Source organism: Mesorhizobium sp. WSM4808, assembly GCF_055811675.1.
Genome location: NZ_JBVVQX010000020.1, coordinates 60783 through 83332, shown reverse-complemented (window position 1 = coordinate 83332; position 22550 = coordinate 60783). Strand labels below are relative to the sequence as shown.

Below are 22550 nucleotides of genomic sequence, written 5' to 3'. Positions count from 1 at the left end.
ATGACCGGCGGCGCCTGCAACCAGAGGCGGCGTTGCGCGACGACAACACCCAATGCTTTTTATTTCCGGCTCGCGACCGCGAAATCAGGCATTGCCGTATTTTGTCCACATGGCGGCGACAAGGGTTTTCGATTACGGATTGGGACCGGCTCGAAAGCTTGCGCGAAAGGCGGCTTCGTTTAGGAAATTCCCGAACCAAGGACTGGAGCGGGTATGATTCGTCTCATTGGCTATTTTTTCGGCATCGGCACGACGCTGGCCCTTTTGGTCGCGGCGGGCGTTGCGATCTACATCGGCCATTTGTCGAAAGATCTGCCCGACTACGAGGTGCTGGCCAAATACGAGCCGCCGGTGACCACCCGCATCCATGCGTCGGACGGCGCGCTGATGGCCGAATACGCGCGCGAACGGCGCCTGTATTTGCCGATCCAGGCCATACCGGACCGCGTCAAGGCGGCCTTCCTGTCGGCGGAAGACAAGAATTTCTACAACCACCCGGGCATTGATGTGACCGGCCTCGGCCGTGCCATCATCGTCAACCTGCAGAATCTCGGCTCGGGCCGGCGTCAGGTCGGCGCCTCGACGATCACCCAGCAGGTGGCGAAGAACTTCCTGTTGTCCTCGGACCAGACCTACGAGCGCAAGATCAAGGAGATGATCCTCGCCTTCCGCATCGAGCAGGCCTATCCCAAGGATCGTATTCTCGAGCTCTACCTCAACGAAATCTTCTTCGGTTTCGGCGCCTATGGCGTCGCCGGTGCGGCGCTGACCTATTTCGACAAGTCGGTCAACGAACTGTCCGTGGCCGAGGCCGCCTACCTGGCCTCGCTGCCCAAGGGGCCGAACAACTACCACCCTTTCAAGCATGCCGATCGCGCGATCGAACGCCGCAACTGGGTCATCGACCAGATGGTCGAGAACGGCTACGTCACGCGTGAGGAAGGCAACAAGGCCAAGGCCGAGCCGTTGGGCGTGACGCCGCGCCGCAGCGGCACCTATCTGTTTGCCGGCGAGTACTTCACCGAAGAGGTGCGCCGCCAGATCATCGCCCGCTACGGCGAGAACGCGCTTTACGAAGGCGGCCTCTCCGTCCGCACCACGCTCGATCCGAAGATCCAGCTCATTGCCCGCAAATCGATGCAGAACGGGTTGATGAAATACGACACGCTGCGCGGCTATCGCGGGCCGGTAACATCGATCGACGTGTCGGGCGACTGGGGCGTGCCGCTCGGCGCCGTCAAGGGGCTGGAGGATGTTCCCGAATGGTCGCTCGCCGTCGTGCTCGACAGTTCGGCGACCGGGCTGTCGATCGGCCTGCAGCCCGCACGGCAGGCGTCGGGCGAGATCGTCAAGGAGCGCGTCGAAGGCACCATCAGCAAGGAGGACATGGGTTTTGCCATGCGCCATGTGGTTGCCGGCAAGACCGTCAAGGCCAAGTCGCCGGCGGAGGTGCTGAAGCCGGGCGACGTCATCTTCGTGCAGAAAAACGATGGTGCCGATGGCGCCTACAGCCTGCGCCAGGTGCCCGAAGTGGAAGGCGGCCTGATCGCCATGGACCCGCACACCGGCCGCGTGCTGGCCATGGTCGGCGGTTTCTCCTATGCGCAGTCCGAATTCAACCGCGCCACGCAAGCCATGCGCCAGCCGGGTTCCTCGTTCAAGCCGATCGTCTATTCGGCCGCACTCGACAATGGCTATACGCCGGCCTCGGTGATCATGGACGGGCCGATCACGATCCAGAGCGGTAACACGAGCTGGACGCCGAAGAATTACGACGGCACCGTCGCCGGTCCGGCGACCCTGCGCTCCGGCATCGAGAAGTCGCGCAACCTGATGACGGTGCGGCTTGCCAATGACATGGGGATGAAGCTGGTCGTCGAATATGCCGAGCGCTTCGGTGTCTACGACCATCTGGCACCCTATCTGCCGATGGCGCTGGGTTCCGGCGAAACCACCGTGATGCGCATGGTGTCGGCCTATTCGATCATGGCCAATGGCGGCAAGTCGATCAAACCGTCGCTCATCGACCGCATCCAGGACCGCTACGGCAAGACGGTGTTCAAGCAGGACGAGCGTGGCTGCCAGGGCTGCAATGCGCCCGAATGGCAGAACCAGCCGGAGCCGGAACTCGTCGACAATTCCGAGCAGGTGCTCGATCCGATGACGGCCTACCAGATCACCTCGATGATGGAAGGTGTCGTGCAACGCGGCACCGGCGCCACCATCAGTGAACTCGGCCGTCACATCGCCGGCAAGACCGGAACGACCAACGACGAAAAGGACGCCTGGTTCATCGGTTACACGCCCAATCTCGTCGTCGGCCTCTACATGGGCTACGACACGCCGCGCGGACTCGGCCATGGCGCCACCGGTGGTGGCCTCGCGGCCCCGATCTTCAAGGACTTCATGCGGGTGGCGCTGGACGGCACGCCCAATGTCGACTTCAAGGTGCCCGAAGGCATGAACCTTGTCGCCATCAACCGCAAGACCGGCATGCGTGCCGCATCGGGCGATCCCGGCACCATCATCGAAGCCTTCAAGCCGGGTACCGGTCCCGCCGACAGCTATTGGGTCATCGGCATGGGCGCCGACGGCTCCAATGCCACGGGCGGCGCGTTGTCGCCGCAGGCCAACCAGGCCATCCAGTCCGGCGGCGGCGGCCTCTACTGATAGTTTTCATGAGCGGATGGGCTGGCCTTGGCGCCAGCCCATTTTGCTTTACAGCCGGCGGCGGCCTGCCTATGTATCGCGCCGACCGACTTCAGCAAACAGGACAGAACAGCCAGCCATGCGCGCGGAAACGCAGAATATTGTCGACGAGATCAGGCAGGCGATAACCCTGCTGAGGAGGCATCTTTGACTGGGATCAGGCCATAAAGCGGCTTGAATACCTCAATGTGCGCGCCGAGGACGCCAGCCTCTGGAACGAGCCGCTGGAAGCGCAGAAGCTGATGCGCGAGCGCCAGGGCCTCGAAGAGGGCATCGCCTCGGTGAAAGGTCTGACGCAGGCGCTGGAAGACAATATCGGCCTGATCGAGCTCGGCGAGGAAGAGCGCGATGAGGGGGTCATTGCCGAGGCCGAAGCCGCGATCCGCTCGATGCAAGGCGAAGCGAAGGCCCGCCAGGTCGAGACGTTGCTGTCGGGTGAAGCAGATTCCAACGACACCTATCTCGAAATCCATGCCGGTGCCGGCGGCACCGAAAGCCAGGACTGGGCCTCGATGCTGCTGCGCATGTACACGCGCTGGGCCGAGCGTCGTCGCTTCAAGGTCGAAGTGCTGGAAATGCATGACGGCGAAGAGGCCGGCATCAAGTCGGCCACGTTGATGATCAAAGGCCACAATGCCTATGGCTGGATGAAGACGGAATCGGGCGTTCATCGCCTGGTGCGTATTTCGCCCTATGACAGCAATGCGCGCCGGCATACGTCCTTCGCCAGCGTCTGGGTCTATCCGGTCATCGACGACACGATCGAGATCGACGTCTCGGAATCCGATGTCCGCATCGATACTTATCGCTCGTCCGGCTCGGGCGGCCAGCACGTCAACACCACCGATTCGGCGGTGCGCATCACGCATCTGGCCACCGGCATTGCGGTCGCCTGCCAGGCCGAACGTTCGCAGCACAAGAACAAGGCCAAGGCCTGGGAGATGCTGCGCTCGCGCCTGTACGAGGAAGAGCTGAAGAAGCGCGAGGCAGTTGCAAACGCCACCGAAGCGTCGAAGAGCGATATAGGCTGGGGTCACCAGATACGCTCCTATGTGCTGCAGCCCTACCAGCTGGTGAAGGATCTCCGCACCGGCGTCGAGAGCACCAGCCCGTCGAGCGTGCTCGATGGCGACCTCGACGATTTCATGGAAGCCTCGTTGTCGCAGCGCATCGAAGGCGGTGCGGGCGAAGCCGTAGCAGACCTGGATTAGGATATGTCCATGTTCAGGTGAGGCTAGCCTGACCTCAATCTGAACATATCCCTGCGCACCACAGCGACGGAGGAGAGGATTGGCGAGCAAGCTCACCGGAAAGTGCTTTTGCGGCGCGGTTCACTACGAGGTCGCCGACGAATTCCTCTATGCCGCGAATTGCCATTGTTCGGACTGCCGGCGCACCACCGGTTCGGCCTTCAAGTCTTTCGCCGGTATCGAGCGTGAAAAGCTTGTCCTCACCGAAGGCGAGGACAAGCTTCTGATCTTCGGCGACGAAAGCGGCCATAACGCGCATTGCGGCCGGTGCGGCTCCTTGCTTTATTCGCTGGTGCGCGACGGCGCCTACGTCCATGTCGCCATGGGAACGCTCGTCGACGACCCGTCCATCCGTCCAACGGAGCACATCTTCGTCGGTTCGAAGGCGGGCTGGTTCACCATCACCGATAACCTGCCGCAGTATCAAGAGCACGTGATTGCCGGCTCTGACCAGCAATAGGCTGGAACCACAGCGGGCCAATTCCGTTTATTCGACGCCCGTTTGCCGGGAATTGACCTTGGCCTCATCTCGTCGGCGGTAGCGGATACCTGACGTCCATAGAACGATGTCGGGAATGCATCTTCTTGCGCCGACCAAGGAATCAGCCCAGCATCCAAACGCTGGGAGAGAAAAAGCATTTATGGCCGGACGCGGCATATCTGCGACCCGACGATCCGGCCACTGGGAAGATACGTTCCGGGAACGGGCAAGCGAAACGCTTGAGCTCGTTTGAAAGGAACGCGTCATGTCTGCTGCCACACTCAGATCGGCCAATGCCGTTCAACCGGCTGGCCGACTTTTGTTTTCCCTGTTCGCGATCGGCGCTATGGCAATGCTGACGGCACCTGCCTTCGCGCATGACGCCACACCCACGGCGGCAAAGCCACAGGGCTGGAGTTATCCGTTCGCATGCTGCGCCAACTATGATTGTCGCACGACCCATACAGGCGAAGTGCTGGAGAAACCCGAGGGCTATGTCATCGCCGGAACGGGTGAGATCGTTCCAATGACCGACAAGCGTGTCAAGGACAGCCCGGACGGCGAGTTCCATTGGTGTGCGCACCAAGCGGGCCTCGACGCCGGCAAGACAATCTGCCTGTTCGTGCCGCCGCGCTCTTATTGACGACAGGACGGCGGTCGGACGTCCGCGGTCGCGTGTGACCGGGGCCGCAGGCCGGGTTTGCGCGGTTCGGGTGATGCCTGCTGACAGACAGTTGTCAGGAGCACCTCCTTATGCTGCCTTTGCCGCACAGGGTGGCGGGCGACAGGACGAGTTCGTTGATGACCATCAAGGCAAGCTGTCATTGCAAGGCGACGACATTCGAGGTTTCGCAGGCACCGCAGACGGTGACGCAATGCACCTGTTCTTTCTGCTCGAAACGCGGCTCGCTCTGGGCCTACTACGTGCCTTCGCAATTCAAGCTCACCAGCCCCGATGGAGAGCGTCTCTTTCTACCGCTGGGGATCGAAAACCGTAAAGCACGGTTTTTGCGCCGCCTGCGGCTGCGGCACCTTTACCGAAACGCCGGACTGGTCGACCGGCGAGCCGGATTTCGACAATCCCAAGATCAGCGTCAACTCGCGACTGTTCGACGATTTCGATCTCGACAAGGTCGAAGTGGTGGTCATAGACGGCAAGAACCTCTGGTAGCCTGATCCGAACGATTGCGGCCCGGCGATGCGGCGCTATCACCGTGTATCGGTCCCTCGGGAAAAGCCGTGAGCGGCGCTTTTGCCGTTCCGCTTTTCGCCGCAATTCGTGGTACAAGTCGCGGGAAGGGCTGATTTGGCGCCACCGCAAGGCGTGACTTGGAGAGGGACGATCCTATGAAAAAGACTGTGCTCGTCGTCGTGGCGACGGCTGTGCTCGTGAGCGCCTGCACCACCACCGATCCGTATACGGGCGACCAGAAGATTTCCAACACGGCGGCCGGCGCCGGCCTTGGTGCTCTGGCGGGTGCAAGCCTTGGCCTGCTTGCCGGCGGCAATGACCGCCGCAACGCACTGATCGGCGCCGGCATCGGCGCGCTGGCCGGCGGCGCCATCGGCGCCACCATGGACCAGAACGAGGCCGAACTGCGCCGGCAACTCGAGGGCACCGGTGTCAGTGTCACCCGCAGCGGCGACCAGATCATCCTCAACATGCCGTCCGACATCACCTTCAACTCGGATCAGGATGCGGTGAAGCCCGGCTTCTACCAGGTCCTGAACTCTGTCGCGCTGGTGCTGAAGAAGTTCAAGCAGACCACGGTCGACGTGTTCGGCCACACCGATTCGACCGGTGGCGACCAGCACAATTTCGATCTGTCGCAGCGCCGTGCTTTGGCGGTGGCGAACTATCTGTCCGGTCAGGGCGTGGATCAGCGGCGCTTCGCAGTCACCGGCTTCGGCAAGACACGCCCGGTCGCATCCAATGCCACGGCCGAAGGTCGCGCCCAGAACCGCCGCGTCGAGATCCAGCTTTCGCCGCTCACCTGATTTGTACGGCAAACCAATGCGAAACGGCTCCCATTGGGGGGCCGTTTTTTGTTTGAGCGGATATTGGTGTTATTCAATTAGTTATTGCTAAAATACATCTTTCCCGCAGCTATGGAAAGGAATAGCATCATCGCTGTTCCTGAGGGGATGAGGCGGTGTCACTGGCCGCGCAATCAGCATTTTTCCGCCTCGGTCTTGCACGGCCAGATCAGAAATCTGGGAGGAATGCATGACAAGAACAGCCAGCCTTGGGCGCTGCGGCGTCCTCGTTTTGACAGGTTTGGTAGGCGCGTGGCTGAACGTTGCTTCGGCTCGGGCCGAGGACGCCAACAAGGCCGACATCGATGCCTTGAAGAAATCGCTCGCCAAATATGAGGATTACACCGCTGCCGTCCGCGACCTCTATCTGTCGACCGTCGGCTGCGTCCACTACAGCGGAGAAAAGATACCGGGCGCGATGGACTACCCGAAGGGCGCCATGGGCATCCACTTCGTCAATGTCCCGAGTGTCGGCCAGAAGCTCGATCCGATGAGGCCGAACGTGCTGATCTACGAGCCGACCAGGAAAGGCCTGAAGTTGGTCGGAGTGGAATGGCTGGTGCCGCTGACGCCGGACACCAAGGAGCCGCCCAAGCTGTTTGGCCAAACCTTCATGGGACCTATGGAGGGGCACTACCCTCTCATCCCGAAGGAGTTCGTCCATTACGACCTTCATGCCTGGCTCGGGGACAACCCGAACGGCATGTTCAGTCCGACGAACCCGAACGTGAAATGCAACAAGGCCGAGTTTCCGATGCTGGAAAAACCGACCAAGATGATGCCTGGGCCGATGTAACGGGCGAGCCAGGCTGAAAGAGCTTTGCCGAGAAGGCAGCCGAGTGGCCGGCTCGCCTTCGAAGCGGTCGGGATCAGACCTTGGCGACGATCCGCATGAAGGCCGGCATGTCGTCGCCGAAGCCAACGGTGGAATCATTGTCTTCCTGGTGGCGTTGGCGGGCAGGGCGGCTGTTGTCACGCTGCGGCCGGGTGTCGCCGCGTTCGGGTGCGCGCTGTTCATTGCGATCGGATGATTTGCGCTCGGTGTTTTCCGAACGGATCGCTTCCTTGCGCGAACGCCGTTCGCCGATGTCGGCGGCTGCGGCCTCGGCCACCGGCTGATCCTCGCGGACTGTTTCCGGTGCGGCATCTTCGCTGCGCTTGGCGTGGCGTTCGCGCGGTTTGCGCTCGCCGCTCTTTTCCCTGCCGCGGTCGTCGTCCTTGCGTCCGGCACGGCGCGGCGCGCCCTTGCCACGGCGCGGAGCATCGTCCTCGCCTTCGCTGGCAACCACCGTCGACAAGTCGCCGTCATGCCACTCGATCTTGTTGCCGATCAGACGTTCGATGGCATCAATGTATTTGGTGTCAGATTTGGTCGCGATGGTGAAGGATTTTCCGGAGCGTCCGGCGCGCCCGGTGCGGCCGATACGGTGGACATAGTCCTCGGCGTGGATCGGCACGTCATAGTTGAAGACATGGCTGACATCGGGGATGTCGAGGCCGCGCGCGGCAACGTCGGAAGCGACGAGGTAGCGCAGCTTGCCGTCGCGGAAATTGGCCAGCATCTGCATGCGCGCGCGCTGGTCCATGTCGCCATGCAGCGCACCGGCGTCGAAATCATGCTTCAGCAGCGAGCGGAACAGCTCCGACACTTCGACCTTGCGGTTGCAGAAGATGATGGCGTTCTTCAGTTCGGCGTCTTCGGCCTTGATCAAATTGCGCAGCGTCTCGCGCTTGTCCCATGGCTTGGAGCCTGATTTGACCAGCCGCTGGATGATGTTGGTGGCGGCGGATGCTGCCTTCGAAACCTCGACGCGGACCGGCGCGTGCAGGAACTTTTCGGTGAGCTTGGTGATTTCGGGCGGCATCGTCGCCGAAAAGAACAGCGTCTGCCTGGTGAACGGGATCATTTCGCAGATGCGCTCGATGTCGGGAATGAAGCCCATGTCGAGCATGCGGTCCGCTTCGTCGATGACGAGGATCTCGACGCCGTTGAGCAAAAGCTTGCCGCGCTCGCGGTGATCGAGCAGACGGCCGGGTGTCGCGATCAGCACGTCGGCGCCACGCTCCAGCTTCTTGTCCTGTTCGTCGAACGACACGCCGCCGATCAGAAGCGCGATGTTGAGCTTGTGGTTCTTGCCGTATTTGACGAAGTTTTCCTCGACCTGAGCAGCGAGCTCGCGCGTCGGCTCCAGAATGAGCGTGCGCGGCATGCGAGCGCGGGCGCGGCCCTTTTCCAGCCTTGTGAGCATCGGCAACACGAAGGAGGCCGTCTTGCCGGTGCCGGTCTGGGCAATGCCCAGCACGTCCTTGCCCAGCAGGGCATGCGGAATGGCGCCCGCCTGGATCGGCGTCGGCTCGGTGTAGCCGGCGTCGGTGACTGCGGAAAGGACCTTCGGCGACAGGCCGAGGTCTGAAAAGGTCAACGCTTCTGGAGCGGTCGTGGTGTCTGAGGACAAGTGTTGTTGTCTTTGGCTGGTTCGGGGAAGCGCAACGGCGTCTAATGGCGTCTGTCGCGGCAAGCGCCACGCGCCTGCAAGATTGGTATTGCAATTAGGAGCAAGCCCTCGATTTGTCAACAGAAACGGGCAGCAATGGCACGATTGTGAAGTTGTAACCTTAATCGGGATGCTTAATCGACCTGTCGGTCGCAGCGCCGGCTCAATAGCGGAACTGTTCGGCGAGAATACGCTCGTTCCAGGAATGATTGGGATCGAACAGCAACGTTGCTGTCGCCGTTGGTGATTCTCGCACCGTCACCGAGGTCACGGCCTTGACCTCGGTATGGTCGGCGGCGGCGTTTACCGGCCGCTTTTCCGGCTCGCGGATGTCGAAGCGGACGGTCGCCTTGTTGGAGAGCAGTGCGGCGCGCCCGGGGCGCGGGCGAAATGGGCTGACCGGGGTCAGCGCCAGCAGCGGCGCGTCGAGCGGCAGGATCGGTCCATGCGCCGAAAGATTGTAGGCGGTGGACCCGGCCGGGGTTGCGATCATGACGCCGTCGCAGTTCAGTTCCTCAAGCCGGACCTGTTCGTCGACGGTGATGCGGATCTTGGCCGTCTGGTACGACTGGCGCCACAGCGCCACCTCGTTGATCGCCAGTGCTGAAATCGTTTCGCCTTCCGAGGTCACGGCCAGCATCTCCAGCGGGCGGATCGTTTCGGCGACGGCGGCCTCGAGACGCTCGGTGAGGCCACCGGAACGATACTCGTTCATCAGGAAGCCGATGGTGCCACGGTTCATGCCGTAGACCTTCTTGCCGGTCCCCATCGTGTCGCGCAGGGTCTGCAGCAGGAAACCGTCACCCCCAAGCGCAACGACGATCCCGGCCTCCTCGACGGAAGACTGGCCATAGCGCGCCGACAGGCTTTCCAGCGCCGTCTTGGCGTCAGCGGTGTCGGACGAGACGAAGGCGATGCGGCTGGCGGCTTTGCTCATGGCTCCCCGATGACGACCGATTGGCAGCGGCCCGTTGCTGGGCCGCGCCAGCGCCGGGGTAGCATGGGCGGGGTATGTCTGCAAAGGGAGGTGCCATCCGGATGGCAACGCCATCCCGGATGGTACGGCCATGCCGGTCGGCGGATGCGGGCATGCCGTTCGCGTATCATGTCAAAGGCTAAGCGAATGTGATGGTTAAGACGGGCCTTAAAGTCTCGTAAAGCCGGATCGGTCATGTTAGCCGGCAGTGGATGGGTGGCGTGGGGGCTAGCCAGTCGAGGCCGACATATTGCCGGTAACACGCCTGATCATCGTCTTCCTGATGCTGGGAAGCTTCGCGCTGCTCTTTGCCGAACTGGTGCGCCAGTCCGAAGAGACGAGCTTCCGGCCGCAGCCCACGGCGTCGCGCTGTGGTGATGCAGCCGGGGCGCCATGCCCGCAAAGGGCGCTGTAGCCCTGAAATGTCCTGATCATCCTCGCGATGACGGGCAGCATCGGCGGTCGCTTCGATGCGCGACATCGCGCGGCAGTTTCTCTGCTTAACAGCAGAGGCCGGTCGGCCGCCGCACGTTCCACTTGTGAAGGCTTGCTGTTTGCACTCGCGGCGCTTGGCGGTGTAGATGGGTGCATCGATTGGCGGAAAGGCTTTTGGGTAGCTCGCATCCGCTGTTGTTGGGAAACAAGCCCTGGGCTCGTTGACTGGCCGGTGTCTGGAGCGGGGGTTTTCCATGTCACGCAGCGTGTTGATCTCTGGCGGCTGCGGTTTCCTGGGCTCGCATCTGGTCGACCGTCTGTTGCGGCGAAGCGATGTGGAAAAGCTGGTCGTCGTCGACAATCTTTGGACCGGGACGCGAGACAACATCGCGCATGTCGCCGATCCGCGTTTCGATCTGCAGATTGCCGACGCCGAAAGCTTTTCATCCCTTCAGCGCTTCGATGAGATCATCCATCTCGCGTCGCCGGCGTCGCCGCTTTGGTACATGCGCGAGCCGGTACGCACGATCAAGGCCAATATCGGCGGCGCGCTCAATCTCCTGACGCTGCTCAAGTCCGGCGGTCGCTTCTGCTTCGCCTCGACCTCGGAAGTCTACGGCGACCCCCTGGTTTCACCGCAACCCGAGAGTTACAGGGGATCGGTGGACTGCACCGGTCCCAGGGCTTCCTATGATGAAAGCAAGCGCTGCACAGAGGCATTGCTGTTCGAGCAGCAGCGGGTCGGCGGGCTCGACATTCGCGTCGTCAGGATATTCAACACATATGGGCCACGAACCCGCATCGACGACGGACGCGCCGTCTCGAATTTTGCCATCCAGGCACTGACAACCGGGGTTCTGACGGTTTATGGCGACGGCTCCCAATCGCGCAGTTGGGGTTATGTCGACGACACCGTCGAGGGGCTGGAACGTTACTTCTGGCGCGACGGCGTCTCGCATCGCGGTCCTCTGAACATTGGCAACGACCACGAGGTTTCGGTCCTGCGCATCGCGGAATTCGTAAGATCGCTTGTCCCCGGCAGCCGCATCGAGCACCACCCTCCAGCTCCCCAGGATCCGACAAATCGGTGTCCGGACCTGACTTTGGCGAGGCATGTCCTTCCTGGCTGGGAAGCGAGGACGAGCTATCAGGAAGGCATCGGGCGCACCTTCGATTGGTTCCGCCAGCGAATTGCGGCCGCGAGCATTTCGGCCTCCACGGCCTGACGCGTCCGGTATCGCGGCTAAACCTCTTTCTGCCTGCTCACTCAGTCACCATCTCATCGGGCGCATCGTCAATCGCCGAGCAATGGCCGTACCCGCGGAAAGATATTGACTGTATGTTTAGTCATAGTTACTCCTGAGGTCGCGAATTGAGTTGGACAGCCGGCGCCAGCCGGTGAATGGCCACAATGAAGAGGGAAATATCTCGACCACGATGCGGCTTGCCGTTGCCGGCGCGCCGCATGCCGCAACTGCGATGTCGACGGCCGGGCTCGAGCCGGTCGGCATTGCCGCGGCCATCTTTTCGTCAGCAGGAAACGGACCTGGGGCCGTAGTGCCGCCGGTCCCAACAATGGGAGCAAGCAGCATGAACTGGAAACTGACCGCGACGGCCATCGGCCTGTCGCTGCTGACTGTCACGGGCGTGGCCCGTGCCGACGGCGAGCTCAACATCTACAATTGGGGCAACTACACCAGCCCCGACCTGATCAAGAAGTTCGAGGAGACCTACAAGGTCAAGGTCACCGTCACCGACTATGACTCCAACGATACCGCCTTGGCCAAGGTCCGGCAGGGCGCCTCCGGCTATGACATCGTCGTGCCTTCGGCGAGCGTCGTGCCGGTCTGGATCAGCGAAGGTCTGCTCTTGGAGACCGATCCCAACAAGATGGAAAACTTCAAGAACGTCGATCCCAGGTGGGTCGATGTTCCATTCGATCCAGGCCGTAAATACACCGTTCCATGGCAGTGGGGCACGACCGGCATTTCGGTGAACAAGTCGGTCTATGCCGGCGATCCGAACACATCGGCGATCTTCCTCGACCCACCTCCCGAACTCGTCGGCAAGATCAATGTCGTACCCGAAATGGGTGACATCATGTTCCTCGCCATCGCCTACGAGGGTGGCAAATATTGCAGCAGCGACATGCAGATGCTGAAGAAGGTGCATGACAGGCTGGTGGAGGCGAAGGCGAAATGGCTTTCGCTCGACTATGCGGCCGTCGATGGCCTGGGCAGGGGCGACATCGCCGCGGGCGTCAACTGGAACGGCATATCGCTGCGCGAACGGCTTGAGAACGACAAGATCGTCTATGGCTATCCCAAGGAAGGCTATCCGATCTGGATGGACAATGTCGCTGTCCTCAAGGACGCCAAGAATGTCGACAACGCCAAGCTGTTCCAGAACTTCATCATGGATCCGCAGAATGCGGCACTGATCTCAGCCTTTGCGCGTTATTCGAACGGCATCAAGGGCTCGGAAGCCTTCATGCCCGACGACATGAAGACCGCGCCGGAAGTCAACATTCCCGCCGAGTTCGCCGCCAAGGGCCAGTTCATGCTGGCCTGCCCGCCCGATGTGCAGGCGCTCTACACGAAGATCTGGACCGACCTGCAGAAATGACCTGACCAGGCTTTCCCGCGCCGCCGCACGCGGCGCGGTCATCTTCCGTCCATGCCAAACGCGATGCGCAGATCGCAGGAGACTTCCCATGACCGATCTCGACCTTTGCTACATGCCGGCCAGCGAGGCGCTGCGGCTGTTCAAGGCAAAGAAGCTTTCGCCCGTCGAACTGATGCAGGCCACCATCCGCCGCGCCGAAGCAACCAAGGCGACGATCAACTGCCTCACCTTCACGCATTTCGACGAGGCGATGGACCTGGCCAGGAAAGCCGAGGCAAAATACGCCAGGGGCGCCCGGACCGGGGCGCTCGAGGGCCTGCCGATCGGCATAAAGGACGAGAGCTACATCAAGGGCAAGCCGACCTCGCACGGCTCGCTGCTGTCCGGGGATGCTATCGGTGGCCATACCTCGACGATGAACGAGCGCATCATCAAGGCCGGAGGCATTGTCCATGCCCGCACGGCGACGCCTGAATTCAGCTGCGCCGGCTACACCTGGTCGAAACGCTGGGGCGTGACGCGCAATCCGTGGAACCCGGATTTCACGCCCGGTGGTTCGTCGGGAGGCTCCGCGGCGACGCTGGCATCCGGCACGTCGTCGATCGCCACCGGTTCGGACATTGCGGGATCGATCCGGATTCCCGCGTCGGCCTGCGGTCTTGTCGGCTTCAAGCCGCCTTACGGGCGCAATCCGGACGAGCCGCCATTCAACCTCGACTTCTACTGCCACACCGGACCGCTGGCGCGAAACGTCGGGGATGCGATCCTGCTGCAGAATGTGATGGCCGGACCAAGCCCGCTCGACATCGCCACGCTGCGCCCGAAACTGCGGCTGCCGCTCGAGTACAAGCCGATCAAGGGCTGGAAGATTGCTTTCTCGATGGACCTTGGTTCTTTCGAAGTCGACCCGGACGTGCGCAAGAACACGCTTGCCGCCTGCGATGTGTTCCGTTCGCTCGGCGCCACGGTCGAGGAAGTCGATCTGGGCTGGGGCGACGAAGTGCTCAGGGCGGGCATGGCCTATCTCGAGCATCTGTTCGGCGCATCGCTGTCGCAGCTGCTCAAGAAGCACGGCAAGGACATGACGAGCTATGCCAGGCAGTTCGCCGAGGACGGGCAAAAGTCGAAGGCGACGGACTTTGTCGGAACACTCGACGTGGCGGCCAGGATGTACCAGACGCTGGGGCCGCTGCTGGAGACCTACGATGTGCTGATCTGCCCGACCAACGCGCTTCCCTCCGTGCCGGCGGAGTTCGATCAGACCACGGGTACGGTCGAGATCAACGGCAAGCAGGTGAACCCGTCGTTGGGATGGGTGATGACGACGCCGTTCAACATGATGAGCCGTTGTCCGGTTCTGTCCATCCCTTCGGGTCGGGCGGCAAGCGGCGTGCCGACAGGCATCCAGATCGTCGGCCGCACCTATTGCGATGCCGATGTTTTCCGAGCGGCCATGGCCTATGAGACGGCCAACGGGCAGTGGTACACAAACGCCGAAACGCGTCCGTCGCTATAACAGGGCGATGCGGCTCTTGCCGCGGTTGGAGAGCCGACGCCGGACACCTCGAATAGACGAATCTGTGGTGGCGCCGGTGATCGCGCCAGAAGGTCCGAAAGGAGCTGGACGAAGATGGCGCAACAAAAGGCTGCGGCGGCAAAACGCAAAGGCGCAACGGCGAAGAATGGGCGTGCGGCAAACGATGCCGCGCCGCCCAAGGACCGTCGGCGCGAGCGCGGCGAAGCCAGCGTACAGCGGATCATCGACGCCACCATCGAGCTGATCGCGGAGGAGGGGCTGGCAAGCGTCACCATGCAGCGCATCGCCGAACATGTCGGCTCGTCCAATGCCCTGGTCGTCTTCCATTTCCGCAGCAAGGAGAACCTGTTTCGCGCCGTCCTGCAGTATCTCAGCGATCGATATGATGAGCTGTGGGTGACGTTGGTGCGGGCGCCCGGCCTGTCGCCGGTTGAGCGGGCTCTGGGCGCGGTCGATTGCGCGCAACGTTTCGCCCGCCAGCATCCGAAATGGGTTTCAGTTTTTGTCGTGTTTTCCAGCGACCGCAAGAGCATGCAGATCTACAACGAAATCGGCCTGCCGAGCGACCTTGCCTACACCGCCGAGGCGCGCGAGCTGCTGATCGAGATTTCGCGCAGTGGCGGTTATACCGGCGTCGACATCGATACGCTGTCGGAGAGCCTGAATTATCTGGTCCATGGCGCCTGGTATTGGGATCATCTCAATCCGTCCAGCCGTGACACCAATGTGCTGCGCAAGACCATGCTGCTCCTGCTCCACCAAGCGTTCCCCCGGCATTTCGAACTGATGCGCTAACTGCTTCAGGGCTGCCGCAGATGGCAGCCGGCCTGCCGCTTCTGCGCCAGATACTCGTCGACAAGCTGGCGGTAGCGCACCTTGCCGAAGCTGGGAAAATGGCCGCCATGCACGACCGAGACATCGAGGTCGCGCAGGCGCATCAGCGTCGCCATGTAGTGGGGAATGTCTGAGTGGTAGACATCGTCGATCAGCGGGCCGTCATAGATGATATCGCCGGATAACAGGATGCCCGTCCTGTTTTCGTAGAGCGCGATGCCGCCGGGCGAATGGCCGGGCGTGTGGATCACCTCGAAGGCACGGTCGCCGAGATCGACGACATCGCCCTGGTCGAGCAAACGGCCGGCGGGCGCAGGCAAAATGCCGTAGCGCGCCGTGTCCCAGCCTTGCGGCATGCGATCGAACATCTCGTCGGTCGCATAGGTGCCGGCTGCCGTCCATTCATTGCGCGGATCGGCGAGGATGCCGGCCTCGGCGGCGTGCACGCATCGCTCGGGAAATTCGTGGTGGCAACCGATATGGTCGAAATGCGTGTGGCTGGCGACGCAAATCAGCTTGCGCTCGCTCACCAGCGGTACATGGCGCCGGAGGCTGAAATGGCCGAGGCCGGTGTCGAAGAGGAGATCGCGATCGCGACCGCGCACATGCCACATATTGCAGCGGAAGAACGGCTTTATCCACGGCTCGTGGATCAAGGTCACGCCATCGCTCATGCGGATGGTTTCGTACCAGTCGGGTGCCTCGATGAGCGGAAGTGTTGCCATGTTCAATCCGTCAGAAAAGCTCAGTCCGTCAGCAGAATAATCTGGTCGGTATTGCAGGAAATCGCGACCGTGTCGCCCGGCTGGACGGCCGCCGTCGCTGGCAATTTGGCGATGAAGTGAAGCGAGGGGTCCTCGATGGAAACCGCAAGCACGCGCTTGAAGCTGCCCTGGAAGACGACATCGCTCACCTCAGCCGTGCCGAGCCTGACACCGCCGCTGGCCTCGCCGAGGACAAGATGCTCCGGCCGTATGGCCAGCGCAACGGCGGAGCCCACCGGCAGCGCACCGGGCAGCGAGACCGGCCCGACGGGCGTGGCGACGGTGCTTGTCCTCTCCTTCGCTTCCGTGACCGTGCCGGCAAGGATCGAGCTTTCGCCCATGAAGGTGGCGGAAAAGCGCGTCGCCGGCCGTGCGTAGACGCGCTCGGGCGGACCTTCGTCCTCAATGCGCCCATCATTCATCACCACACAATGGTCGGCCAGCGCCATCGCTTCTTCCTGGTCGTGGGTGACGTGGATGAAGGCGGTGCCGACGCGCTTCTGGATCGCTTTCAACTCGTCCTGCATCTGCCGGCGCAGTTTGAGATCGAGCGCGCCGAGCGGCTCGTCGAGCAGAAGCACCGCCGGCTCGATCACCAGCGCCCGCGCCAGCGCCACGCGCTGCCGCTGGCCGCCGGAAAGCTGATGCGGCTTCTTGTCGAAGGCGGAGGCGAGGCCGACCAGCGCAAGCGCTTCACGCGCCTTTGCCGCCCGGGTAGCGCCGTCGACGCCCTGCATGCGCAGGCCGAAGCCGACATTGCTGCCGACGCTCATATGCGGGAACAGCGCATAGTCCTGGAACACCGTCGTCGTCGGCCGCTTGGCCGGCGGCACCGAGGTGCAGTCCTCGCCACGGATGAACACCTTGCCTTCGCTGGGGGTGACGAAGCCGCCCAGAATGGAGAGCAGCGTCGTCTTGCCGGAGCCGGACGGCCCGAGCAGGATGGTGTAGCTGCCGGGCTCGATCTGCAGCGAAACGTCATTCAGCACGGTGTGCTGGCCGAAGCGGTGCGAGACGGCACGAATATCGACCAAAGGCGCGGTCATGCCTTTCTCCTGCGCAGCAATGTCAGTTCGAACAGCACCACCAGCACGATGGAGACGGCGAAGACCAGCGAGCCGACGGCGTTGGTCTTGGGGTTAAGGCCGGAGCGTAAGAGGTTCCAGATTTCGACAGGCAGCGTGGTGTCGAAGCGGGTGAGCAGGAAGGAGATCACGAACTCGTCCCAGGAGAAGGTCATCGACAGGAAGAAGCCGGCGAAGATGGCGGGCGCCATGACCGGCACGGTGATCAGCAGCAGCACCTTCCATTCCGGCGCGCCGAGGTCGCGCGCGGCACGCTCGATGTTGATCTGGTGGTCGCCCATCTGGCTGTAGATGATGGCAAAGCACAGCGGCAGGTTGATCACGACATGGCCGATGCCGGCGGCAAGCAGCGATTTCGGCACGCCGGTCCAGTTGAACAGCACCAGCAGCCCCATCCCGATGATGAGATAGCTGACCGTCAGCGGCAGGGTGATCAGCCCGCGCAGCAGGCCGGAGCCAGGCAGGACGAAGCGGGCAAAGCCCCAGGCGGAGAGAAAGCCGAGCGTGACGGCTGCGAGCGAGGAGATGGATGCCACCAGCAGCGAGTTGACCAGCGCCGAGGTCAGCCGCGTGTCCGAAAGAACCGCCTCATACCAGCGCAACGACGGGCCGGTGAAGGGCGGGATCGGGAACGACGTCGCCTGCAGCGAAAACAGCACCAGCACGACGACCGGCAGGAAGATGAAGCCGTAGACGGCGAGCGCGTAGAGGCAGGAGGCGATGCGGACAATCCGGCGCATCTCAGGCCCGCTCGATCTTCAGCCAGCGCGCGCAGGCGAGATAGGCTGCTGTGACCACCGCCATCAGGATGATCGACAGCGCCGAGGCCAGCGGGAAATCGCCGCGCCGGCCGATCTGCATCATCACCAGTTGCGGCATCAGCAGCTCGTTGTTGCCGCCCAGGATCTGCGGCGTGATGTAATCGCCGATGCACAGCACGAAGGTCAGGAAGGCTCCGACCATGATGCCAGGCAAGGTCAGCGGCAGCACGACATGCAGGAAGGTGCGCACCGGCCCGGCGCCGAGATCGGCGGCGGCCTTGCGATAGCTCGGGCTGAGCTGCTTCAGATTGGCAAAGATCGTCAACGTCAACAGCATGACGAAGAAGTGCACGAAGCCGGTGACGGTGGCGAAACGCGTGTTGGCGAGTTGCAGCGGCTCGCTGAACAGGCCAGAGCCGGTCAGCGCCCGGTTGACGACGCCGTTCTGCGCCAGCACCAGCAGCCACGAGTAGGAGCGCACGACATAGGAGGTCCAGAACGGCAGCACGGCCAGCATCAGTGCCAGCCGCTGCCAGCGTTCCGGAACCTGTTCGGCGAGGATCCAGGCAAATGGATAGGCGAGCAGCACCGAGATCACGGTGACGATCGCGGTCACCTGCAGCGAGTTCACCATCGCCTGCCAGTAGGACGGGTTGGTGAAGAACTGGCTGTAGTTGGACGCCGTGAAGCCGCCGCCCTCATGCGCCGTCAGGCTGGAAAACCCCATGGCGATGAAGGGCAGCACGAAGAACAGCAGCGTCCAGCCGAGCGCCGGCGTGACCAGCGCCCAGGGCAGGGCAGAGCCCGCCCGGGGCAGGGCCGCCCGGGGCAGAGCAGAGCCCGCCCGGGGCAGGGCACGTCCGTTGTTTGCCGAGCTGCTCATGAGCGCTATCGGCTCATTTCGCCTGCAGCATTTCGGTCCACATATCCTGCATCTTCTTGTCGAGATCGGCGTTCGGCGCCGGATAGGCCTGGGCGCGCGCCAGGAAGCCCGGCTGCTCGTCGAAGCGCAAAACCTTCTTCTGGTCGTCGGTGAGTGCGGCCTTGGTGTTGGCCGGCATGCCCCAATAGCAGGAGGAGGTGGCAAGGCGGGCCTGGCCTTCCGGGCTCATAATGTACTGGATAAACTCCAGCGCCATGTCCTTGTTCTTGGAATCCTTGAACATGGCCAGCGACTGCGACCAGAGAATCGCACCCTCCTTGGGGACCGAGAAGTCCAGCGCCGGGTTTTCCTTGGCCAGGCCCGCCGTCACCCATTCGCCGCCGCCGACCAATATGTCGACCTCGCCGGTCGCAAGCGCCGTCTGGCTGGCGGTCACTTCGCCGACCAGCTTGGCATTGGCCTTCATCTTCAAGAGCTCGTCCTTGAGGGCGGGCAGGTCGGCTTCGGTGAGATCGGCTGTCTTCTTGCCGATCGCCAGTGCCGCCATGCCGATGACCGGCAGGTAGTAGTCGTAGATGGCGACCTTGCCCTTGTACTTGTCGCCGGTGAGTGCTGCCATCGACTGCATGTCGGCCGGATCGACCTTGGTCTTGTTGTAGCCGATCGTGTTGTAGCCGAACTTTTCGGTGATGCCGTAGCGCTTGCCGCCGACCACGGTGGAGCTGTCCATCTTCACCTGCGGAAACAGATCGGCCAGCGGCAGTTTGTCTTCCGGCAATGGCTCGAACAGTCCCTTCTCGACGCCGCGCGGCACGTCGATGCTGTCGATCACCATCACGTCCCAGTCGCCCGGCTGCGACTGCTCCACGATGGCGAGGCCGGCGCCGGTGCCCTCGAATTCCTTGACGTTGACCTTGACGCCATTGGCCTCCTCGAAAGGCTGCAGCAAGGCCGGATCGGCATGATCGCACCAGATCAGCGCGTTGAGATCGGCGGCCTGCGCGCTCGTCGAAAGCAGCAGCGCCGCGGCTGCGGCAGCTGTGCGCAAACGGGTCTTCAGGATGGAAAGCGGATTGCTGGCTGTGTGTGACATCGAGTGTTCTCCCTTGCCTTTGTGGCTTCTTGCAAAAAATTGAACCAATTCTAAAATTGAGTCAATTCTGTTTTGTGGCAAGAGGCTGGGAATGAGCGGATTGCGGGCTAGGCAAAAGGCGGACCGGCACCGGCGTATCATCGAGGCGGCGGCCGAACTGTTTCGCGAGGCCGGCTACGAAGGCGCCAAGATCGAGGCGATCGCCGCGCAGGCCGAGGTCTCTGTCGGGACGATCTACAACTACTACGAGAACAAGGGCGACATCCTCGGCGCCATCGTCTCGCTGGAGGTCAACGAGGTGCTGAATGCCGGGCAAGGCGTCGTCGCCAAGCCGCCGGCCAATGTCGGCGACGCGCTGGACACGCTGGTCGGCATCTATATCGAGCACTCGCTGCACTATCTCAGCAAGGAGATGTGGCGGCAGGCGATGGCGATCTCGACGCAACTGCCCGACAGCCCGTTCGGCCAGGCCTACACCGCGCTCGACCGCGCCCTGACCGAACAGATCCGCGCCCTGATCGCCCGGCTGCAGGAGATTGGCCTGGTGCGCCAGGACATCGACGGTGCAGCGCTCGGCGAACTGATCTTCAACAACATGAACATGATGTTCATCGAATTCGTGAAGCGTGACGCGGCGAAGATACCGGAACTGCGCGCGGCGATACGGAGGCAGAATAGGATATTGGTGGCGGCGATTGGGGTGTGACACGTCAGGAGCAGGCAGGAGAAAGCGTCGCTTCCGCACAAGACCTGGTTTCAGACGCGGGTCGCCTCTTGAGTTGAGTTTGAAATCTGGTACAACCTGGGAGGGCATAATAGGGGGAGGGGTAAATGGGGACGTTTTCAGTCTGGCATTGGGCGATCTTGCTGCTGTTGATCGGCGTGCCTGTTTTCCTTGCCGTTCGATCAGCCGCGAAGCCGTCACAGAATCCTGAGGCTCTTGTGGGCTTCGGCGGCTGGCTGATGCTGCTGGCTATCGGTCAGGCAGTGTCACCATTGCGGACGCTTGCCGACTTCGCCAATTCGACCGACGGCTACCAGCAACTCATGACCCTCTCGAATGGGCCGCTGGCGGTGTATGGCGAGGTTGCCCTCAATCTGGCATTTCTGGCGCTTCAGCTGATTGTGCTCGTTTCGATGCTGCGGCGTAGCCGCCGCTTTCCGCAATTGTTTCTGCTCCAGTGGCTGGCGATTCCCGTCGTGTTTATCCTGGACACGATCTGGGTTGCGTCAGTTCTGGGCGTTCCGGTGAGCCTGGTGCTCGCAGGCGATGCGCTGGTGGCCCCCATAGTCTCGTTTGTGGTGACAGGGCTCTGGGTCGCCTACGTCAACAAGTCTGTCAGGGTGCGGAACACGTTCACCAGGATTGGGGCATCCGCCCAGGTTGCGAGCGCGTCATAGAAGGCAGCCAAATTGGGATATTTTGGAGCATAGATACCCGGAGTTGCGCGCGGCGATCCGCAGGCAGAACCGGATTTTGGCGGCGGCGATCAGGGTGTGACCTCGTGCACCACTATGTCGTCATCGAACCTGGAACGGCCAAATCCCGAGCCGAATGACCGCAACTGTCGTCCGTGACGGCTGCGAGCTTTTGGAAGGTCTTTATTTCGGCTTCGTTTATAGGTGCTGCCCGCGCTTTCGCCTGGAGATCAGCCAGGCGCGCCACGAGCGCTTGCGACGTCTCGACTTCAGGGCTCATCATTTTCATTTGTCCGATTTCAGCGGCGGTTTGACGAGCACACCCCGCCGCCATCCCTGCCGGCGGGCGTGGCCGGTTCGAAGTTTCAGTCGTAGACTTTCACAATCTTGCGTGTGCTCGGGTCCACCAGAACCGTTCGGTTGTCGACCAGCGGTATTTGACGTTGGGGACCTCGTGGAGCTCGACCGTGTCTGGCAGAGCCGTGCCGACGTTCAACTCCATCCCCGGAAGCTTCACAGAAGCCAAGGGTTGCTTCTTCACGTATTCGCGCACGACGGTGTCCTGTTCCTGTGTGACAACCACATCCTGTGCCGCAACTGCGCCGACGCTGGCCAACAGCAAGAGCGCCGCAGCGGCGCTGCTTAGGTGCATCCTCATAGTTTTTCTCCTCTTGTAACTGGCGGCAGCACGATCGGCTGGCCACCCGAACACGTCGCCAGGCCAAACGTTCCTCATACGGGCTTCTGGCTGAACCTGGCGCAGGACCAAAGTCTGATTGGCAAACGCAATGGTCTTACCCGTTGGGAGTAGGCGGAACGGCTTAGGCCTGAAGGTTGTTGTCTCTGCAAACGCGGAGAGAAACAGTGGAAAAAAGTGTCGGCCAGGCGCGATGGTTGCTCGCACCGATTTTGGCAACAGCCATCACCTTCCTGGTGATGGGGATAGTCCTTGGCTGACATGACGTGGATCGGCGCGGTACGTCCCTTCCTGCGCTGATAGGACCCGTGAGCCGCTTCGGCGGCTGGCGGGTCCTGTATTTCACCGTGCGCTGGGCTGCTCATTCGGCAGCGCGCTCTTTTTAGCTCAGGTACCTTGGGAGGTTTATTATGGATCGGCGATCCTTCTTGACTGCAATGTTTGGTGTTGCCGGGGCAGCGGCCCTTGC

22 protein-coding genes and 2 pseudogenes are annotated in these 22550 nt (G+C 62.1%); 15 read left to right on the top strand and 9 right to left on the bottom strand.

Annotation, left to right across the window (positions count from 1 at the left end; genetic code table 11):
- From AC0L2U_RS28735 to AC0L2U_RS28700, 8 genes and pseudogenes are all read left to right on the top strand, one after another.
- Positions 1-183: a hypothetical protein gene (locus AC0L2U_RS28735; protein ID WP_127323273.1), complete on the top strand. Its 183-nt coding sequence runs from the start codon at positions 1-3 to the stop codon at positions 181-183.
- Positions 184-213: 30 nt separating this feature from the next.
- Positions 214-2670, top strand: coding sequence for a penicillin-binding protein 1A (locus tag AC0L2U_RS28730; protein WP_127395903.1), 2457 nt, complete (start codon positions 214-216; stop codon positions 2668-2670).
- Between the two features lie 118 nt (positions 2671-2788).
- Positions 2789-3920, top strand: a protein-coding gene (gene prfB, locus AC0L2U_RS28725; protein ID WP_127272597.1) for a peptide chain release factor 2 whose coding sequence is annotated in 2 segments (ribosomal slippage) — positions 2789-2854 and positions 2856-3920 — 1131 coding nt in all. Because the reading frame shifts where the segments join, the coding sequence is not laid out codon by codon here.
- 79 nt (positions 3921-3999) lie between these two features.
- Positions 4000-4419 carry a GFA family protein gene (locus AC0L2U_RS28720; RefSeq protein ID WP_127395902.1) on the top strand — a complete coding sequence of 140 codons (420 nt, stop codon included), beginning with the start codon at positions 4000-4002 and terminating at the stop codon, positions 4417-4419.
- A gap of 286 nt (positions 4420-4705) precedes the next feature.
- Entirely contained in the window at positions 4706-5083 is a 378-nt protein-coding gene (locus tag AC0L2U_RS28715; RefSeq protein ID WP_023812122.1) for a hypothetical protein, read from the top strand.
- Positions 5084-5241: 158 nt separating this feature from the next.
- Positions 5242-5611, top strand: a pseudogene (locus AC0L2U_RS28710) (GFA family protein).
- Positions 5612-5787: 176 nt separating this feature from the next.
- Complete coding sequence (locus AC0L2U_RS28705; RefSeq protein WP_013531371.1) at positions 5788-6438, top strand: YiaD family glycine zipper/OmpA-like lipoprotein; 651 nt, start codon at positions 5788-5790, stop codon at positions 6436-6438.
- 229 nt (positions 6439-6667) lie between these two features.
- Entirely contained in the window at positions 6668-7273 is a 606-nt protein-coding gene (locus tag AC0L2U_RS28700; protein ID WP_473603023.1) for a hypothetical protein, read from the top strand.
- A 73-nt stretch (positions 7274-7346) separates the two neighbouring features.
- Here the strand turns inward: AC0L2U_RS28700 and AC0L2U_RS28695 are convergent, their stop codons facing one another.
- Both AC0L2U_RS28695 and AC0L2U_RS28690 read right to left on the bottom strand, forming a co-directional pair.
- A complete protein-coding gene (locus tag AC0L2U_RS28695; RefSeq protein WP_164748844.1) occupies positions 7347-8933 on the bottom strand; it encodes a DEAD/DEAH box helicase in 1587 nt (528 codons plus the stop codon).
- A gap of 202 nt (positions 8934-9135) precedes the next feature.
- A complete protein-coding gene (locus tag AC0L2U_RS28690) occupies positions 9136-9909 on the bottom strand; it encodes an NAD kinase (RefSeq protein WP_473603022.1) in 774 nt (257 codons plus the stop codon).
- Positions 9910-10198: 289 nt separating this feature from the next.
- Here AC0L2U_RS28690 and AC0L2U_RS28685 point away from each other — a divergent pair, with 289 nt between their 5' ends.
- Both AC0L2U_RS28685 and AC0L2U_RS28680 read left to right on the top strand, forming a co-directional pair.
- Positions 10199-10363, top strand: a complete 165-nt coding sequence (locus AC0L2U_RS28685; protein ID WP_164748845.1) for a hypothetical protein — start codon at positions 10199-10201, stop codon at positions 10361-10363.
- A 274-nt stretch (positions 10364-10637) separates the two neighbouring features.
- The gene (locus AC0L2U_RS28680; protein WP_292703985.1) at positions 10638-11609 is read left to right on the top strand and encodes an NAD-dependent epimerase/dehydratase family protein; all 972 of its coding nucleotides are present in this window, start codon (positions 10638-10640) and stop codon (positions 11607-11609) included.
- Between the two features lie 117 nt (positions 11610-11726).
- On the opposite strand, the gene AC0L2U_RS28675 is transcribed toward AC0L2U_RS28680, so the two are convergent.
- A complete protein-coding gene (locus AC0L2U_RS28675) occupies positions 11727-11906 on the bottom strand; it encodes a hypothetical protein (RefSeq protein ID WP_127381575.1) in 180 nt (59 codons plus the stop codon).
- 67 nt (positions 11907-11973) lie between these two features.
- On the opposite strand from AC0L2U_RS28675, the gene AC0L2U_RS28670 reads away from it, so the two are divergent.
- From AC0L2U_RS28670 to AC0L2U_RS28660, 3 genes are all read left to right on the top strand, one after another.
- The gene (locus AC0L2U_RS28670) at positions 11974-13008 is read left to right on the top strand and encodes an extracellular solute-binding protein (RefSeq protein WP_292682203.1); all 1035 of its coding nucleotides are present in this window, start codon (positions 11974-11976) and stop codon (positions 13006-13008) included.
- A gap of 88 nt (positions 13009-13096) precedes the next feature.
- Positions 13097-14524, top strand: a complete 1428-nt coding sequence (locus tag AC0L2U_RS28665) for an amidase (RefSeq protein WP_473603020.1) — start codon at positions 13097-13099, stop codon at positions 14522-14524.
- Between the two features lie 114 nt (positions 14525-14638).
- Positions 14639-15340: a TetR/AcrR family transcriptional regulator gene (locus tag AC0L2U_RS28660; RefSeq protein WP_013531378.1), complete on the top strand. Its 702-nt coding sequence runs from the start codon at positions 14639-14641 to the stop codon at positions 15338-15340.
- A 5-nt stretch (positions 15341-15345) separates the two neighbouring features.
- On the opposite strand, the gene AC0L2U_RS28655 is transcribed toward AC0L2U_RS28660, so the two are convergent.
- From AC0L2U_RS28655 to AC0L2U_RS28635, 5 genes are read right to left on the bottom strand one after another with little or no spacing between them, the layout of a single operon-like run.
- On the bottom strand, positions 15346-16104 hold the full coding sequence (locus AC0L2U_RS28655) for an MBL fold metallo-hydrolase (RefSeq protein ID WP_473603019.1): 759 nt from the start codon (positions 16102-16104) through the stop codon (positions 15346-15348).
- A 20-nt stretch (positions 16105-16124) separates the two neighbouring features.
- The gene (locus AC0L2U_RS28650; RefSeq protein ID WP_292336473.1) at positions 16125-17189 is read right to left on the bottom strand and encodes an ABC transporter ATP-binding protein; all 1065 of its coding nucleotides are present in this window, start codon (positions 17187-17189) and stop codon (positions 16125-16127) included.
- A complete protein-coding gene (locus AC0L2U_RS28645) occupies positions 17186-17968 on the bottom strand; it encodes an ABC transporter permease (protein WP_473603018.1) in 783 nt (260 codons plus the stop codon). Before AC0L2U_RS28645 ends, AC0L2U_RS28650 begins: the two co-directional genes overlap by 4 nt.
- A gap of 1 nt (position 17969) precedes the next feature.
- Entirely contained in the window at positions 17970-18872 is a 903-nt protein-coding gene (locus AC0L2U_RS28640) for an ABC transporter permease (protein WP_473603017.1), read from the bottom strand.
- A 13-nt stretch (positions 18873-18885) separates the two neighbouring features.
- Positions 18886-19965: a polyamine ABC transporter substrate-binding protein gene (locus AC0L2U_RS28635; RefSeq protein ID WP_473603016.1), complete on the bottom strand. Its 1080-nt coding sequence runs from the start codon at positions 19963-19965 to the stop codon at positions 18886-18888.
- A 91-nt stretch (positions 19966-20056) separates the two neighbouring features.
- On the opposite strand from AC0L2U_RS28635, the gene AC0L2U_RS28630 reads away from it, so the two are divergent.
- Both AC0L2U_RS28630 and AC0L2U_RS28625 read left to right on the top strand, forming a co-directional pair.
- On the top strand, positions 20057-20671 hold the full coding sequence (locus AC0L2U_RS28630) for a TetR/AcrR family transcriptional regulator (RefSeq protein WP_127396424.1): 615 nt from the start codon (positions 20057-20059) through the stop codon (positions 20669-20671).
- Between the two features lie 125 nt (positions 20672-20796).
- Positions 20797-21366, top strand: a complete 570-nt coding sequence (locus AC0L2U_RS28625) for a DUF2569 family protein (RefSeq protein ID WP_292139922.1) — start codon at positions 20797-20799, stop codon at positions 21364-21366.
- Between the two features lie 383 nt (positions 21367-21749).
- Here the strand turns inward: AC0L2U_RS28625 and AC0L2U_RS28620 are convergent.
- Positions 21750-22042 (bottom strand): annotated as a pseudogene (locus AC0L2U_RS28620) (DUF1236 domain-containing protein).
- Between the last annotated feature and the right edge of the window lie 508 nt (positions 22043-22550).

What these genes read in the sequence shown, in the direction of transcription:
- AC0L2U_RS28630 (WP_127396424.1), top strand. Translation starts at nt 20,057, where the DNA reads ATGAGCGGATTGCGGGCTAGGCAAAAGGCGGACCGGCACCGGCGTATC.
- AC0L2U_RS28700 (WP_473603023.1), top strand. Translation starts at nt 6,668, where the DNA reads ATGACAAGAACAGCCAGCCTTGGGCGCTGCGGCGTCCTCGTTTTGACA.
- AC0L2U_RS28680 (WP_292703985.1), top strand. Translation starts at nt 10,638, where the DNA reads ATGTCACGCAGCGTGTTGATCTCTGGCGGCTGCGGTTTCCTGGGCTCG.
- AC0L2U_RS28675 (WP_127381575.1), bottom strand. Translation starts at nt 11,906, where the DNA reads ATGGCCGCGGCAATGCCGACCGGCTCGAGCCCGGCCGTCGACATCGCA.
- AC0L2U_RS28730 (WP_127395903.1), top strand. Translation starts at nt 214, where the DNA reads ATGATTCGTCTCATTGGCTATTTTTTCGGCATCGGCACGACGCTGGCC.
- AC0L2U_RS28645 (WP_473603018.1), bottom strand. Translation starts at nt 17,968, where the DNA reads ATGCGCCGGATTGTCCGCATCGCCTCCTGCCTCTACGCGCTCGCCGTC.
- AC0L2U_RS28650 (WP_292336473.1), bottom strand. Translation starts at nt 17,189, where the DNA reads ATGACCGCGCCTTTGGTCGATATTCGTGCCGTCTCGCACCGCTTCGGC.
- AC0L2U_RS28715 (WP_023812122.1), top strand. Translation starts at nt 4,706, where the DNA reads ATGTCTGCTGCCACACTCAGATCGGCCAATGCCGTTCAACCGGCTGGC.
- AC0L2U_RS28735 (WP_127323273.1), top strand. Translation starts at nt 1, where the DNA reads ATGACCGGCGGCGCCTGCAACCAGAGGCGGCGTTGCGCGACGACAACA.
- AC0L2U_RS28665 (WP_473603020.1), top strand. Translation starts at nt 13,097, where the DNA reads ATGACCGATCTCGACCTTTGCTACATGCCGGCCAGCGAGGCGCTGCGG.
- AC0L2U_RS28655 (WP_473603019.1), bottom strand. Translation starts at nt 16,104, where the DNA reads ATGGCAACACTTCCGCTCATCGAGGCACCCGACTGGTACGAAACCATC.
- AC0L2U_RS28670 (WP_292682203.1), top strand. Translation starts at nt 11,974, where the DNA reads ATGAACTGGAAACTGACCGCGACGGCCATCGGCCTGTCGCTGCTGACT.
- AC0L2U_RS28660 (WP_013531378.1), top strand. Translation starts at nt 14,639, where the DNA reads ATGGCGCAACAAAAGGCTGCGGCGGCAAAACGCAAAGGCGCAACGGCG.
- AC0L2U_RS28690 (WP_473603022.1), bottom strand. Translation starts at nt 9,909, where the DNA reads ATGAGCAAAGCCGCCAGCCGCATCGCCTTCGTCTCGTCCGACACCGCT.
- AC0L2U_RS28635 (WP_473603016.1), bottom strand. Translation starts at nt 19,965, where the DNA reads ATGTCACACACAGCCAGCAATCCGCTTTCCATCCTGAAGACCCGTTTG.
- AC0L2U_RS28705 (WP_013531371.1), top strand. Translation starts at nt 5,788, where the DNA reads ATGAAAAAGACTGTGCTCGTCGTCGTGGCGACGGCTGTGCTCGTGAGC.
- AC0L2U_RS28640 (WP_473603017.1), bottom strand. Translation starts at nt 18,872, where the DNA reads ATGAGCAGCTCGGCAAACAACGGACGTGCCCTGCCCCGGGCGGGCTCT.
- AC0L2U_RS28625 (WP_292139922.1), top strand. Translation starts at nt 20,797, where the DNA reads ATGGGGACGTTTTCAGTCTGGCATTGGGCGATCTTGCTGCTGTTGATC.